Annotated in this window: 15 protein-coding genes; 4 read left to right on the plus strand and 11 right to left on the minus strand. The window is 67.2% G+C overall.

The window, feature by feature from the left end; translation table 11 throughout:
* The 6 genes from purU to ACFQ9R_RS14840 all read right to left on the minus strand — a co-directional run bounded on the left by purU (window position 1) and on the right by ACFQ9R_RS14840 (window position 4949).
* The gene (gene purU / locus ACFQ9R_RS14815) at window positions 1–891 is read right to left on the minus strand and encodes a formyltetrahydrofolate deformylase (RefSeq protein ID WP_378991066.1); all 891 of its coding nucleotides are present in this window, start codon (window positions 889–891) and stop codon (window positions 1–3) included.
* Between the two features lie 20 nt (window positions 892–911).
* Window positions 912–1964: an alpha/beta fold hydrolase gene (locus tag ACFQ9R_RS14820; protein WP_378991068.1), complete on the minus strand. Its 1053-nt coding sequence runs from the start codon at window positions 1962–1964 to the stop codon at window positions 912–914.
* Between the two features lie 76 nt (window positions 1965–2040).
* On the minus strand, window positions 2041–2319 hold the full coding sequence (locus tag ACFQ9R_RS14825) for a DUF2516 family protein (RefSeq protein WP_235569396.1): 279 nt from the start codon (window positions 2317–2319) through the stop codon (window positions 2041–2043).
* 91 nt (window positions 2320–2410) lie between these two features.
* Complete coding sequence (locus tag ACFQ9R_RS14830; RefSeq protein WP_378991069.1) at window positions 2411–3058, minus strand: heparin-binding hemagglutinin; 648 nt, start codon at window positions 3056–3058, stop codon at window positions 2411–2413.
* Entirely contained in the window at window positions 3058–3504 is a 447-nt protein-coding gene (locus ACFQ9R_RS14835) for a helix-turn-helix domain-containing protein (protein WP_101465494.1), read from the minus strand. Before ACFQ9R_RS14835 ends, ACFQ9R_RS14830 begins: the two co-directional genes overlap by 1 nt.
* A 113-nt stretch (window positions 3505–3617) precedes the next feature.
* Window positions 3618–4949 (minus strand): DUF445 domain-containing protein, encoded by a 1332-nt coding sequence (locus tag ACFQ9R_RS14840; RefSeq protein ID WP_378991070.1) that lies wholly within the window; start codon window positions 4947–4949, stop codon window positions 3618–3620.
* A gap of 261 nt (window positions 4950–5210) precedes the next feature.
* Between ACFQ9R_RS14840 and ACFQ9R_RS14845 the strand changes: the two genes are divergently transcribed.
* From ACFQ9R_RS14845 to ACFQ9R_RS14860, 4 genes are all read left to right on the plus strand, one after another.
* Complete coding sequence (locus tag ACFQ9R_RS14845) at window positions 5211–5897, plus strand: TetR/AcrR family transcriptional regulator (RefSeq protein ID WP_378991072.1); 687 nt, start codon at window positions 5211–5213, stop codon at window positions 5895–5897.
* Window positions 5898–6023: 126 nt separating this feature from the next.
* Window positions 6024–7457 (plus strand): ABC1 kinase family protein, encoded by a 1434-nt coding sequence (locus tag ACFQ9R_RS14850; protein WP_378991074.1) that lies wholly within the window; start codon window positions 6024–6026, stop codon window positions 7455–7457.
* Between the two features lie 22 nt (window positions 7458–7479).
* Window positions 7480–8724, plus strand: a complete 1245-nt coding sequence (locus ACFQ9R_RS14855) for a saccharopine dehydrogenase family protein (RefSeq protein ID WP_378991075.1) — start codon at window positions 7480–7482, stop codon at window positions 8722–8724.
* Window positions 8721–9365, plus strand: a complete 645-nt coding sequence (locus ACFQ9R_RS14860; protein ID WP_378991077.1) for a class I SAM-dependent methyltransferase — start codon at window positions 8721–8723, stop codon at window positions 9363–9365. Before ACFQ9R_RS14855 ends, ACFQ9R_RS14860 begins: the two co-directional genes overlap by 4 nt.
* Here ACFQ9R_RS14860 and ACFQ9R_RS14865 read toward each other — a convergent pair.
* From ACFQ9R_RS14865 to ACFQ9R_RS14885, 5 genes are all read right to left on the minus strand, one after another.
* Window positions 9351–9914: a vitamin K epoxide reductase family protein gene (locus ACFQ9R_RS14865; RefSeq protein WP_378991240.1), complete on the minus strand. Its 564-nt coding sequence runs from the start codon at window positions 9912–9914 to the stop codon at window positions 9351–9353. The two genes, ACFQ9R_RS14860 and ACFQ9R_RS14865, sit on opposite strands and share 15 nt — an antisense overlap.
* A complete protein-coding gene (locus ACFQ9R_RS14870) occupies window positions 9914–10684 on the minus strand; it encodes a DsbA family protein (RefSeq protein ID WP_378991078.1) in 771 nt (256 codons plus the stop codon). The genes ACFQ9R_RS14865 and ACFQ9R_RS14870 overlap by 1 nt, the downstream gene beginning before the upstream one ends.
* Window positions 10685–10767: 83 nt before the next feature.
* Entirely contained in the window at window positions 10768–11613 is an 846-nt protein-coding gene (locus tag ACFQ9R_RS14875) for a polyphosphate kinase 2 family protein (protein WP_378991080.1), read from the minus strand.
* 15 nt (window positions 11614–11628) lie between these two features.
* Window positions 11629–13086 carry an alanine/glycine:cation symporter family protein gene (locus ACFQ9R_RS14880; RefSeq protein ID WP_378991081.1) on the minus strand — a complete coding sequence of 486 codons (1458 nt, stop codon included), beginning with the start codon at window positions 13084–13086 and terminating at the stop codon, window positions 11629–11631.
* A gap of 56 nt (window positions 13087–13142) precedes the next feature.
* Window positions 13143–13874: a ZIP family metal transporter gene (locus tag ACFQ9R_RS14885; protein WP_378991084.1), complete on the minus strand. Its 732-nt coding sequence runs from the start codon at window positions 13872–13874 to the stop codon at window positions 13143–13145.
* Between the last annotated feature and the right edge of the window lie 3 nt (window positions 13875–13877).

Consider the following 13877-nt stretch of genomic DNA (forward strand, 5'->3'; position numbering starts at 1 on the left):
TCACTCGAAGACGACCGTGCGCCGACCGTGCACGAGCACCCGGCCCTCCAGGTGCCAGCGCAGTCCACGCGCGAGCACGACCCGCTCGATGTCGCGTCCCTGCCTGACCATGTCGCGCGCGTCGTCGGCGTGATCGACGCGGATCACGTCCTGCTCGATGATGGGCCCCGCGTCCAGCTCGGCGGTGACGTAGTGGCAGGTCGCCCCGATCAGCTTCACCCCGCGCGCGTACGCCTGGTGATAGGGCCGCGCGCCGACGAACGAGGGCAGGAAGCTGTGGTGGATATTGAGCGCGCGCCCGGCCCAGTGCTCGCACAGCTCGGCGGGCAGCACCTGCATGAAACGGGCGAGCACCACGGCATGCGGATCGTGGGAGTCGACGAGGTCGCGCACCTGCTCGAAGGCCGGACCGCGCTCGGCCGGGTCCTTCGGGAACGGCACGTGGTGGAACTTCACCCCGTGGGCCTCGGTCATGCCCGCGAGGTCGGGGTGGTTGCCGATCACGGCCTCGATGGTCGCGGGCAGCTCACCGGCCTGTGCGCGGCCGAGCAGGTCGTGCAGGCAGTGCCCGTCCTTGCTGACCAGCAGCACCGCGCGCCGCGGCGCACCGGAATCGTGCAGCTGCCAGTCGGTCTCGGGACCGAACTCGGCGGCCACCTCGGCGAAGCGCACCCGCAGCTCGTCGATGGAGAACGGCACCGTCGAGGCCTTCACGGCCTGGCGGGTGAAGAACCAGCCGATGTCACCGTCGGAGTGATACCCGGCCTCCACGATCGAGCCGCCGAATTCGGCGATGAACGAGGAGATCCGGGCGATGACGCCCGGCCGGTCCGGGCACCCGAGGGTCAGCACGAACCGACGGTCGTCCGAGGTCACAGCGGTAGAGCTCATCCGCCGATTCTCGCAGGCGGTCAGGCCAGGGCGCGCACGGGCTCGCTGACGGCGGCCAGCACTCGGGCCACCTCGGCATTGAACAGGTCGTAGCGTTCGACATTGCCGAGGTGTCCGGTCGGCAGCACCTTGAACCCGGCGAGCGTGCCTGCTTCCTGGAGCAGCGCGGCCAGGCGCTCGGCGTGGATCGCGGGGGTCATGTCGTCACGATCGCCCGCGAGCACGGTGGTCGGGACCGAGAAGTTCTTCGCGTCATCGCCGAGGTGCAGCTCGGTGAGCAGGAAGCCGTAGCGCGAACGCGTCATCATCGGGCAGCCACGCACCACCGAGAGCGCGTAATTCAGCTTCTCGCGCGAGGTATCGAGGGTCATCACCTGCCGGGCGAAGATCCAGCGCACCGGCTTGATCGGCGGGAACACCACCGGGGTGCCGAGGATGAGCTTGCCGAGCCAGTCCGGCGTCGGCATCGAACGGCCGCCGAGCATCCGCAGCGGGATGTTCAGGCCGGGAACCATGGTCGACACCTCGACCAGTGAGTGCGCGCCGGTGTTGGTGAGGATCACCGCGGCGGCCTGTTCGGCGACCCGCTCGGGGTACCGGCCCGCCCAGGCGATGAGCGTCATCCCGCCCATGCTGTGCCCGGCCAGTACCGCGCGCTGCCCCGGCAGCAGTACGGCGTCGAGCACGTCGCACAGGTCGTCGGCGAGCAGATCGGTGCTGGGGCGGGCGTAGCCGTTGGTGCTCTCACCGTGGCCGCGCTGGTCGTAGGCGACCACGCGGTACTCGCCGGCGAAGGCGTTGATCTGGGCGTTCCAGTATTCGATCGAACACGTCCAGCCGTGGGCGAACACGATGACGGGCGCGTCGACGGGGCCGTAGGCGTGCACCCGCAGGCGGGCGCCGTCGGCGGTGACCACGGGGATCACGTCGTGCGGTATCCGCGGCGGATCGAAGGCCGCGATCCCGTGCGTCCGTGTCCGCAGGTCCGCCCGGTGGGCCGCGAGGGTGGTCTCGACCACGGTGGACACCCGGTCGACCAGGTTCACCAGAGCCGTCGGCAACTTTGCGCGCATCGGCACACTCCTTTGTGTTACTGATAGATACAGTAACACCGCGTACCACTCACCCGCGAGCCCTTCGAGGGGCTGTTTACCAGCGCGGGCCGCGCTGCACCTCGTCCACCTTCGGGCGCACATCGGCCAGGTACACCCCGGTCGCGATGATCGCGATGAACGACAGCATCCCCAGCCCCCCGATGCCGATCAGCAGAAACACCAGCGCACCACCGAGAATGGCCAGCCAGATCGGCTTGGTCATCTTGTCGACGGCGGTGAAGGCATCCGAACGCTGGCGCACAGCGTGAATGAGCGCGAACACCGTCGCGCCGAAGGCGCCGATCCACAGGATCAGCAGAATCAGCGAGGTCATCCCATTCACCAGGTTCACACCCCCATCATACGAACAGCGGCCCCGCACACACCTGGTGTACGGGGCCGCTGTCAGCGGTGCTGCGCGAAGGCTAGACCTTCTTGGGCGCGGCGGCCTTCTTCGCCGGAGCGGCCTTCTTGGCCGGAGCCTTCTTGGCGACGGGAGCCTTGGCCGGAGCCGGCTCGGTGGTGACGGCGACGACCTCGGCCTCGACCACGGCGTCGACCTTGTCGGCCACGGCCTCGGCCTCGGCCTTGGTGCGACCCAGCAGGTCGTTGACCTTGGTCAGGGCATCCTCGGCGCGAGCGGAGGCATCCTTGTAGAGGTTCTCGACGCGCCCGATCTGCTCGTCGACGGCCTGGTTGGCACGCAGCCGGTCGACGGTCTCCTCGCCGCGAACGGCGAGATCGGCGTAGATGTCGAGCGCCTGGCGGTAGTACTGCTCGGCCAGCTTGCGCAGCTCTTCGGGGGTGAACTTCTCGCGCAGCTCGGCGAGGTCCTCCGGCAGCTCCGACGGCAGGCCGGAGATACGGTCACGCAGGGTGTCGAACTGGGCCTGCACGTCGGCGGGCACGTTCGCGATGCGCTCGCGGGCCTCTTCGACGCGGGCCTTCGGGTCGGCGGTGGCAACGCGGCCACGCACGTCGGCGACGACGTCGTTCACGGCGGCGTAGATGGCGTCACCGGCGCCGACGGTGGCGAACAGCGGCTTGGTCACAGTGGCGGTCTTCTCGGTCATCAGTCTTCAGTCTCCTGGTGTGGCGGAGTGTCAGTTGTCGTGAACGAAACGTCAGTGTCTCGTTCGTTCCCCCCTGAGCCGGCTTCTTCCCCGTTTTCCCGGCGAAACGACTCATAGATTTCCAGCAACACCTGTTTCTGCCGCTCGGACACCGAAGTGTCGGCCAGCAGGGCGTCACGGACCGGGCTGTGCGGACGCTGTTCCAGAAATCCTGCCCGCACATACAACACCTCCGAGGAAACCCGCAGTGCCTTGGCGATCTGCGCGAGTACTTCGGCGGAGGGATTACGTAATCCGCGTTCGATTTGGCTCAGGTACGGATTACTTACCCCCGCCAGAGCGGCGAGCTGACGCAGGGACACCTGCGCACCTTCGCGCTGTGCCCTGATGAAACCTCCGATGTCTTGAGCCGCGTGCGCTACACGACTCTCGGGTTGGTCTGTCATCGCTCACCTTCTGGCGTTGTAAGGCCAATAGTAGAACAGGGTGCTAGCTATTGCAAGCACTACAGTTAGCACCCGGTCGGCTAACACGTACGCAGCCCCGGTTACCAGGTCGTTCAGTGGAACAGCAGCTGCGAGATCGTGTAGATGGCCAGGCCGGCGAGCGAGCCGACGACCGTGCCGTTGATCCGGATGAATTGCAGATCCCGACCGACCTGCAATTCGATCTTCCTGCTCGCCTCGTCGGCGTCCCAGCGCGCAACCGTATCGGTCACCAATGTCGTGATCTCCGCGGAGTAGTTACCGACCAGATAGCGAGCACCGCGATCGATCCACCCGTCCACTTTGCCACGCATCTCCGGGTCGTCGCGGAGGCGCTCGCCGAGCTGCTGCACATTCTCGGCCACCTTGCGGCGAAGGGTGGAATCCGGGTCTTCGGCCGATTCCAAGATCAACCGCTTCGCCGCCCGCCAGGTGGCCTCGGCCATTCCGGTGATCTGCTCGCGGCCCATGATCTCGGCCTTGACCTTCTCCGCCTTGGCGATCATCGCGTCGTCGTGTTGCAGGTCCTCGGCGAAATCCTGGAGAAAGCGATCGGCGGCCCGCCGCAATTCGTGTTCAGGATCGGAGCGCACCTTCCAGGTGAACTCGACGAGTTCCCGATAAATTCGCTCCGACAGCAATGTATTGACAAATTTCGGCGCCCATTGCGGCGCATCGCGCACCACGATCCGGTCGATCGTGTCCTGGGAACCCAGCGCCCACTGATGCGCGCGCTCGGCCAGCAGGTCGATCAGCGGCCGCTGCCGGTTGTCGGCGATCATCTCCGAGAGCACCCGGCCCAGCGGCGGCCCCCACAGCGGTTCGGCGATCCGCTTGACGATGGTGTTGTCGATGATCTGCTCGACGTCCTCGTCGCGCAGGGTGTTGACCACCGCGGTCAGGATCGTCGCGCTTTCCTGCGCCACCCGCGCCGCGTGCGCCGGATCGGCCATCCACCGGCCCACGCGCAGCGAGATCTGCGCCGAGTCCAGGCGCGCCGAGACCACGTCGGGGGCGAGGAAGTTGGTGCCGACGAAGGCGCCCAGGCTCTCGCCGAGCTGGTCCTTCTTCTTACGGATGATCGCGGTGTGCGGGATCGGCAGACCCAGCGGGTGCTTGAACAGCGCGGTGACCGCGAACCAGTCGGCCAGCGCGCCGACCATGCCCGCCTCCGAGGCCGCGCGGACATAGCCCACCCACTCGCCACCGCCGCCACGCGATTCGAGCCAGCGGCACAGCAGGTAGATCACACTGGCCACCAGCAGGAAGCTGGTCGCGAGCGCCTTCATCTTGAACAGGTCACGTTTTTTGCCCGCCTCGTCGGTCATCACCGCGAAGCCGGCGGGCTGTGCGGCGGGCTCGGTGCGCGGCGTGAGAACCGCCGTGTTGCCGGGAGATTTCTCCATAGCACCCATTCTGCTGTGCGCACGGCGAGTGCGCCGCCGCCAACCCCGCGTGGCGTCGCCCACGACACGGCGAACCGCGCGGTTTGTCGTACGCGCGCGTAAGCACTCGAGTGTGGTAAATGCCGCAACGTGGGCCAAAGGAGCGCCACCCCACACCGGCGCGCCTAAGCTGTTGACTAAAGACGCCAACATCGATACGAGGGGGCTGTTCTGTCCACCGAAGACCTTGTCGAGATCGGCGAGCAGTCGAGCCGAGCAGGAGTGCGCGGCGGCGGCCAGGCTGACGGCCGCAAACGTCGGTGGCGACAGCACAAGATCGACCGCCGCGAGGAACTGGTCGACGGCACGCTCAACGCCATCCGCGCGCGGGGCAGCCAGGCGGGCATGGACGAGATCGCCACCGAGATCGGCGTGTCCAAAACCGTGCTGTACCGCTACTTCGCGGACAAGAACGACCTGGTCCACGCCACCATGCAGCGGTTCATCGAAACCACGCTGCTACCCCGGGTGTACGGCGCGATCAGTCTCGACGCCGACGAATACCAACTCGTGCGCGCCGCGATGACCGAATACGTCGGCACCGTCGACGACGACCCCGAGGTCTACCGGTTCATCATGAGCAATGCCGCGGGCGACAAGTCCTCGCTCGCGGAGTTCGAGCGCCTCTTCGCCGATGTGGTCACCACGGTGCTGGTCGACCGGGCGGGCGCCAAGGGCATCCGCACCGAGGGCGCGATGCTGTGGTCGTACGTGCTGGTCGGCGGCATCCAGCTGGCCACCCACTGGTGGACCACCACCGACAAGGCCATGCCGCGTCAGGACGTCATCGACTACCTCACGATGATGGCCTGGAGTGCGATCGAGGGCATGGCCCGCGCGGGTGGCTCACCCGAGATCTTCACCGCGCAGCCGCATCCGCTGCCCGAAATGCCGCAACAGTCGCCCTGAGCTGGGATTTCCCGCGTTCGAGGGAGCCGGGCTCGACAACGGCGCACGGTTGGCTACGCTGAACCCGGGCGGGACGCTGTGGCTTGTGTCACCGCCGTGCGCGTCGGCACCAACGGAGGTATCTCGATGGCGAAGAACGTGCCGACTTCCCGGCTTGCCCGCGGGACGAAGCTGGGGGCAGTCGCGGCGGGGTCGGTCATCCGCTCGAAGAAGACCAGATTATCGATGCGCGGCCGCTCGGAGGCCGTGCGCGCGCGGATGGCCGAGGAGTCGATGATCCGCACCACCGAACAGGTGGTCATGGTGCTGGGCACCATGAAGGGCGTCGCCATGAAGCTGGGCCAGATGATGTCGGTGCTCGACCTGGATCTGGTGCCGGAGAACCATCGCGAGCGGTTCCAGCAGCGCCTGGCCGTGCTGCGCAACGCCGCACCCACGGTGTCGTTCGAGTCCATGCGCACGGTGATCGAGCAGGATTTCAATGCCCCGCTGGCGGAGATCTTCGCCGAATTCGATCCGGAGCCGATCGCCGCCGCCTCGATCGGCCAGGTGTACCGGGCCACGCTGAACGACGGCCGTGCTGTCGCGGTGAAGGTCCAGTACCCCGGGGTCGACGCCGCCGTGCGCGCGGATCTGAAGAACCTCACCATGTTCCGCCGGGTGCTCGCCTCGGCGATGCCGTGGATCACCCCCGCGGTGCTCGACGAGCTGAAACTGAACATGGAGAGCGAGCTCGACTACCAGGCCGAAGCCGCCACGCAGGCCGAGATCGCGCACCTGTACCGCGACCACCCGTTCATCGTGGTGCCGTCCTCGGTGCCGGAGCTGTCGACCACCCGCGTGCTGGTCAGCGAGTTCATCGATGGCGACGGCTTCGACGAGGTGCGGAAAATGCCCGCCGCGGTACGTAACCGGGTCGGCGAGATCATCTACCGCTTCTACGTCGGCTCGCTGTTCAGCTTCAACGAGTTCTGTGGCGATCCGCACCCGGGCAATGTGCTGCTCGCCAGGGACGGCCGGGTCGCCTTCCTCGATTTCGGGTTGTTCAACCGGATGGACCCCAAGCTGGTCGGATTCGAGATCCAGTGCCTGCGCGCGGCCGCCGAGGATCGCGCGGAAGACCTGCGGCAGCTGATGATCGATCGCGGCGTGATCGATTCGCCCGAGGAGATCGGCGCCGAGGAATGCCTCGAATACGTGCTCGCCGCCTCGGAATGGTGTCTGGTGGACGAGGAACTCACCATCACCCCGGAACTGGCCAGTGGCGCGTTCCTGCTCGCCGTCGACCCGAGGGCCAGCGAGTTCACCGGCATGAAGCAGCAGAATCTGCCGCCCGAACACCTGTTCTCGCGCCGCGCCGACTTCCTCACCTTCGGCATGCTCGGCCAGCTCGACAGCACCAACAACTGGCATCTGGTCGCCAGGGAATGGCTCTACGGCGATCAGCCGGTCACCGAACTCGGGCTGGCCCATCGTGATTGGCTCGCCACTCATCCACCGAAACCGGTGAAGAAGACTCGTGCCCCCCGCAAGGCGAGCGCACCGGCCACCAAGCCCTGAATCATCTTTCGAAAGGCGCGTCATGCCGCAGCACCGTGAGTTCGACCTGATCCTGTTCGGCGCAACAGGTTTCGTCGGCAAACTCACCGCCGAATACCTGCTCACCGCGGCCCCGGCCGACGCCAGGATCGCCCTGGCCGGCCGTTCGGCGAGCAAGCTCGCCGCCACTCGCGACGAGCTCGGGCCCGCCGCCGCGACATGGGAACTCGTCGTCGCCGATTCCAGCGACCCCGCCTCGCTGGCCTCGATGGCCGAGCGCACCAAGGTCGTGGTCACCACGGTCGGACCGTACCTGCGCTACGGCATGCCCCTGCTGGGCGCGTGTGCCGTGGCGGGCACCCACTACGCCGACCTCACCGGTGAGCCGCTGTTCATCCACGACGCCATCGAGAAGTACGAGCAGACCGCGGTCGACTCGGGCGCCAAAATCGTGAATTCCTGTGGCTACGACTCGATTCCGTCCGACCTGAGCGTGTACGAGATCTACCGGGCCACGATCGCCGACGACACCGGCGAGCTCGAGGACACCACCCTGGTCGCCTATCTCAAGGGCGGCGCGAGCGGCGGCACCATCGATTCCGGGCGTGCCATGTGGGAGGACGTGGCGGCCGACTCCGCGCGCGGCAAGATCCTGGCCCACCCGTATTCGCTGAGCCCGGATCGCAGCATGGAACCCGATGTCGGCCGCCAGTCCGATCTGGCGCTGGCCCGCGCCGACAGCATCGACCCCGGCCTGGACGGCTGGGTCACCACGTTCGTGATGGCCTCGCACAACACCAAGGTCGTGCGCCGCACCAACGGCCTGCTCGGCTGGGTCTACGGTAAGCAGTTCCGCTACCGCGAGGTGATGAACGCGGGCACCTCGGCCGCCGCGCCGCTGGTCGCCGCGGGTATCGCGGGCGGCATCGTGGCGGGCATGGCCTCGGGCGCGGTCCTGTCGAGAGTTTCGCTCGGCCGTAAGCTGCTCGACCGGATTCTGCCCAAGCCCGGCACCGGCCCCAGCGAAAAGGCGCGCCGCAGTGGGTGGTTCACCATGAAGACCTTCGCCCGCACCAGCTCCGGCGCCAAGTATCAGGCCACCTTCTCCGGCACGGGCGACCCCGGCTACCAGGCCACCGCCGTACTGCTCGGCCAGAGCGGCCTGAGCCTGGCCTTCGACACCCTGCCCGAGCGCGCGGGTGTGCTCACCCCCGCGTCGGCGATGGGCGAGGCGCTCACCACGCGGCTGCGCGAGGCCGGGATGACCATCGAGGTCGCGCGCCGGTGAATCTCGCGCGCAGGACGATGAACGCCCCGGCGCTGGCCGCGGTGTACGAGCACGCGTGGCGACCCACGCTGTTCTACCTCGCCAGCGGCCGGACCACCGGCACCGACCGCCACGAAGCGGTCGGTGCCCTACGGCTGAGCGGCCCCATGAAGGTGCTCGATGTGGCGTGCGGCCCAGGCAATTTCACCGGCTACCTCAGCGAATATCTGACGAAGGGCGGTTTCGTCACCGGCCTGGACTACTCGGCGCCGATGCTGGCCAAGGCCGCCACCGACAACGCGAGCCCGCGCGTCGGTTATGTCCGCGGCGACGCGCGCATGCTGCCGTTCGCCGACGGAACCTTCGACGCCGTCTGCTGTTTCGGCGCCCTCTACCTGATCCCCGATCCGCTGGTCGCCACCCGCGAGATGATCCGTGTCCTCGCCCCGGGCGGCCGTATCGCGATCAGCACCAGCTATGCCGAGGACAACCTCTTCGGCTCGGCGAGCAGCCTGGCCGCGAGCCTGAGCGGCCTTCGCCTGTTCGACCGCGATACCTTCCCGAAGCTGTTCGACCGCGCGGGCCTGACCGAAATCGACCAGCGCGTCCACCGTTTCATGCAATACGTGGACGCCACCAAGCCGGTGTCAGACCAGGCTTAGCCAGTAGTCCTGGAACTTCAGGAACACCAGCAGCAGCACCACCGCGTAGAACACCACAACCAGGGTCCAGCGCCATTCGGCGAGGATTCCCATCGCACCGCGCGACCGGCCCCACAGTTCCTGCGTGGTCACCGCGAACAGCACCGGCACCGCCACCCACACCACCATGCAGTACGGGCACAGCGCGTTGATCCGGTACAGGCTCTGGAAGATCAGCCAGCACAGTCCGGCGATGCCGAGCACGGTGCCGAGCCACAGCCCGCCCCAGATCCAGCGCGGGAAGCCCACGCCGACCACCGACAGCACGGCGAGGGTCACCACCACCGAGAACCCGACGACGCCGATGAGCGGGTTGGGGAAACCGAAGACCGCGGCCTGGTCGGTCTTCATGATCGACCCGCACGACAGCACCGAGTTGATGCTGCACGAGGTCACGTAATCCGGGTCGACGAACAGCTTGAACCGTTCGACGGTGAGCGTGAACGACGCCAGCCAGCCCGCCAGCCCGGCGATCAGCAGCAGCCAGGCCGAGCGGGCGGGGGCGGTGATCACTTCGCCGCGTCAGCGATCACGGGGGCCAGGCCGTTCTCGGTGAAGATCGCGTCGGTCTGGTTCAGCTGGCCGTTGATGTACACCGACGGCGTGGACTTCACGCCACTCTGCAGCGTGGTCTGGGTGACCTGCTGGATGTAGTCGTTGTACGGCTTGTCGTTGATGCAGGTCGCCACGGCCGGATCGGTGTACCCCGCGTCGGTGGCGATCTTGATGAGCTCGTCGTTGCTCAGGCCCGCACCGCCCTCGGCGGGCTGCTTCTCGAACATCGTCTGCAACCAGGCCTGGTACTTGGTGGTGTCCGACTTCGCCACGCAGAACGACGCGTTGGCCGCACGCGAGGAGTACTGGTTGGTCGAGGCCTTGTCGAGGAACGAGATGATCTGGTACTCGACGGAGGCGGTGCCGTCGGCGGCGGCCTTGGCGAGTGTCGCACCGTTGGCTGCCTCGAATTGCTTGCAGGCCGGGCACTGGAGGTCGGCGACCACGCGCACCTTGACCTTGGCATCGGGATTGCCGATCACGACCGTGCCGGTCTCGGTGACCGCCCCGCCCGTCGCGGGCAGCTGCGCCGCCGAGGTCGTCGACGATTCCTTGTCGGAATCGGACTTGTTCACCGCGATGCCGATGCCGATGGCCGCGACCAGCGCGACCAGGACGGCGGCGACGCCGGCCTGGATCGCGATCTTGCGCTTCTTGTCGGCCGCCTCGGCCGCCGCCAGCGGATTCCTGCCCGAGGGACTCTTGCCCGTGCTCACCGTCGTCACACGCCTTTCGCTCGTTGGCTCCCCACCGGGAACATCATGCGGGCCGAACCTGAGAGTTTCCGCAATGCGCGTCTTGCCCGTATTCAGGACTCGTCGAGTCGACGCAACTGCTCGGCGATATCGAAGTCGGCGGGCGGCCAGTCGAGTTCCATCTGCGCCAACGCGGCGATCAGTAATTCGGTGACCGCGAGGCGCGCGTACCACTTGTGGTCCGACGGCAGCACGTGCCAGGGCGCGTAATCGGTGTTGGTGCGGTCGAGAACGGCCTGGTACGCCTTCTGATATTCGGGCCAGTAGGCGCGTTCGGTGATGTCGGAGGGGTTGAACTTCCAGTATTTGTCCGGGCGTTCCAGCCGTTCACGCAGCCGGCTCTTCTGCTCGTCGAGGGAGACGAACATCGCGACCTTCACGATGGTGGTGCCCGCGTCGGCGATCTCCTTCTCGAACGCGTTGATCTGGTCGTAGCGCTGTTCCCACTCCGCCTGCGGCACGAGGTCGTGCACCCGCACCACCAGCACGTCCTCGTAGTGGGAGCGGTCGAAGACGCCGATCTGGCCGTGGGCGGGCAGCTTGTTGCGGATGCGCCACAGGAAATCGTGCTGCTTCTCCAGCTCGGTAGGCACGCCGAACGACGCGTGGTCGACGCCCTGCGGGTCGACCGACCCGATGACGTGGCGCACGATGCCGCCCTTACCCGCGGTGTCCATGCCCTGCAAGATCAGCAGCACGCTGCGCTGTCCACCGGTGCGACCGTGCGCGAACAGCTTCTCCTGCAAGACCGAGAGCACCGTCGCCCGTTCGGCGAGCAGTTCCTTGCCGAGGCGCTTGCCGCCGGTGAAGCCCGGCGTGCTCGAGGTGTCCAGATCAGCGACGCGCTGACCGTCGGCGCGCAGCGCGATATCGGCCGTTTCGGTCCACTGTTTCGCCATTTCCCATGCCTACCACTAATGGGCGGGTTTGCCGGGCAAGCTCGACGCAATCGTTGCCTGCCAGCACTGCACGCCCGCCGGGTCGGCGATGTCGGCACGGTGCACATACACGGGGTCCGCACCCGCACCGCGCTGAGCGCGATAGTCGGCGAGCAGGCGGAACGCGACGACGCCGAGCGGGATGATCGCGGCCAGGTTGACCAGCGCCATCACGCCCATGAACACATCGGCCAGGTTCCAGATCAGGCTCACCGAGCCGAGCGCGCCGCCGAAAACCGCCACCAGCACCAGGATTCGGAACGCGGTGAGCACCTGGGGACGGGTGGTGATGAATTCGATATTGGCTCGACCGTAGTAGAAGTTGCCGATCATCGAGCTGAACGCGAGCAGGAACACCACCGCGGTGAGCACGTGCCCGGCCCAGGTGCCCAGCGACGCCTGCAGCGCGCTCTGGGTCAGGTCGGCGCTGCGCCGCTCGGACAGATCAGGGTCGCTGGTCAGGATGATGAACGCGGTGATCGAGCAGATCAGCAGGGTGTCGAAGTAGACGCCGAGCGACTGGACCAATCCCTGCTTCACCGGATGCGAGACATCGGCCGCCGCAGCGGCATTGGGCGAGGACCCGAGTCCGGCCTCGTTGGAGAACATGCCGCGCCGGATGCCCTGCGCGAGCGCGGTCCCGATTCCGCCGCCGACCACCTCACGCAGCCCGAACGCCCCGCCGACGATATCGGCGAGCACCCGCGGCAGGTCGGTGATGTTCAGCGCCACCACCGCGATGCCGAGCAGCAGGTACACCACCGCCATCACCGGAACCAGCACCTCGGTGATGTGGCTGATCCGGCGCACCCCGCCGAAGATCACCACCCCGAGCAACGTGATCAGGCAGAGCCCGACCAGCGGCGCGAACCAGTCACCGTCCAGCGCCGACAGCGACGCCCGCCCGGTGGCCACGATGGTGTTGGACTGCACCGCGTTGAACACGAACCCGAAGGTCACGGTGATGATCACCGCGAAGGTCAGCCCCTGCCACCGACGGCGCAGCCCGTACTCCATGTAGTACGCCGGACCGCCGCGGAAGGTGCCCGGCTCGCTCTCCCGCCGCTTGTAGAGCTGGGCGAGCGTCGATTCCACGAACGCCGACGCGGCCCCGACCGTAGCCATCGCCCACATCCAGAACACCGCCCCCGGCCCACCGACACTGATCGCGGTCGCGACCCCCGCGATGTTGCCCGTGCCCACCCGAGCCGCCGCCGAAATACTGAACGCCCCGAAGGCCGACACCGCCTTCTTCCCATCCGCCGCCGTCGGCCCCTTCTCGGCCACCACCCGGAACATCTCCGGCAGCATCCGCAGCTGTACCACCCCACTGCGCACGGTGAAGTACACCCCCGCCGCCACGACCAGCGGAATCAGCAGCCAGTTCCAGAACACATCATTGACGTCGACGATCACCGAGTTCAGCGTGTCCATCCGCCGAACGCTACCGCCGCCACACCCCACGACCGATCAGGCCGCGCTCATGTTGCTCAGTGGCTGAAGGCGGCGACGGCGAACATGGCGCCTACGCCGAACAGGGTGCACAGCAGGGTCAGCCGGGAGGGGTGGCCCGCGTGGGCCTCGGGAAGGATGTCGGCGGTGGCGAGGTAGAGGAGGAAACCGGCGAAGTAGCCCATGTAGAGGCCGATCCAGTTCTCGGGGACGTGGATCAGGGTGCCCAGGACGGCGCCCACGACGGGCGCGATGGCGTCGAGGGCCAGCAGCGTGAGGGCGCGTTTGCGGGCGTTGCCGTAGACGGTGGGGATGGTGAAAGTGTTGAAACCGTCGGCGAAGTCGTGGCAGATCACGGCGATCGCCACGGACATGCCGACCGCCGCGCCTGCCTGGTAGCCGAGGCCGATGCCGAAACCGTCCAGGGTGCTGTGGAAGATCAAGCCGCCCGCCGCGAGCAGGCCGACCGACTCGAAACCGTGCTTGTGCGTACCGAATTCCTGCTCGTGGCCACGGTGGACGGCGACCGCGCGCTCGATCACGTGCAGGCTGAGGAAGCCGAGGACCGCGGCGATCAACACATACGGAATGCCCCGGAACATGCCGTCGGACTGTTCGAGCGCCTCGGGGATCAGGTCGAACGCGACCACACCGAACATCACCCCGGCGGCCAGCCCGAGAACCAGGTGCTTGCGGTCGCCGATCCGCATGGCGACGAAGCCGCCGAGCAGCGTCGACAACATCGACACCAGGGACAACAGGATCGCCATGAG

Origin of the sequence: Nocardia sp. NPDC056541 (genome assembly GCF_042794235.1) — a bacterium.
GTDB lineage: Bacteria > Actinomycetota > Actinomycetes > Mycobacteriales > Mycobacteriaceae > Nocardia.

What these genes read in the sequence shown, in the direction of transcription:
- purU (WP_378991066.1), bottom strand. Translation starts at nt 891, where the DNA reads ATGAGCTCTACCGCTGTGACCTCGGACGACCGTCGGTTCGTGCTGACC.
- ACFQ9R_RS14820 (WP_378991068.1), bottom strand. Translation starts at nt 1,964, where the DNA reads ATGCGCGCAAAGTTGCCGACGGCTCTGGTGAACCTGGTCGACCGGGTG.
- ACFQ9R_RS14825 (WP_235569396.1), bottom strand. Translation starts at nt 2,319, where the DNA reads ATGACCTCGCTGATTCTGCTGATCCTGTGGATCGGCGCCTTCGGCGCG.
- ACFQ9R_RS14830 (WP_378991069.1), bottom strand. Translation starts at nt 3,058, where the DNA reads ATGACCGAGAAGACCGCCACTGTGACCAAGCCGCTGTTCGCCACCGTC.
- ACFQ9R_RS14835 (WP_101465494.1), bottom strand. Translation starts at nt 3,504, where the DNA reads ATGACAGACCAACCCGAGAGTCGTGTAGCGCACGCGGCTCAAGACATC.
- ACFQ9R_RS14840 (WP_378991070.1), bottom strand. Translation starts at nt 4,949, where the DNA reads ATGGAGAAATCTCCCGGCAACACGGCGGTTCTCACGCCGCGCACCGAG.
- ACFQ9R_RS14850 (WP_378991074.1), top strand. Translation starts at nt 6,024, where the DNA reads ATGGCGAAGAACGTGCCGACTTCCCGGCTTGCCCGCGGGACGAAGCTG.
- ACFQ9R_RS14855 (WP_378991075.1), top strand. Translation starts at nt 7,480, where the DNA reads ATGCCGCAGCACCGTGAGTTCGACCTGATCCTGTTCGGCGCAACAGGT.
- ACFQ9R_RS14875 (WP_378991080.1), bottom strand. Translation starts at nt 11,613, where the DNA reads ATGGCGAAACAGTGGACCGAAACGGCCGATATCGCGCTGCGCGCCGAC.
- ACFQ9R_RS14880 (WP_378991081.1), bottom strand. Translation starts at nt 13,086, where the DNA reads ATGGACACGCTGAACTCGGTGATCGTCGACGTCAATGATGTGTTCTGG.
- ACFQ9R_RS14885 (WP_378991084.1), bottom strand. Translation starts at nt 13,874, where the DNA reads ATGGCGATCCTGTTGTCCCTGGTGTCGATGTTGTCGACGCTGCTCGGC.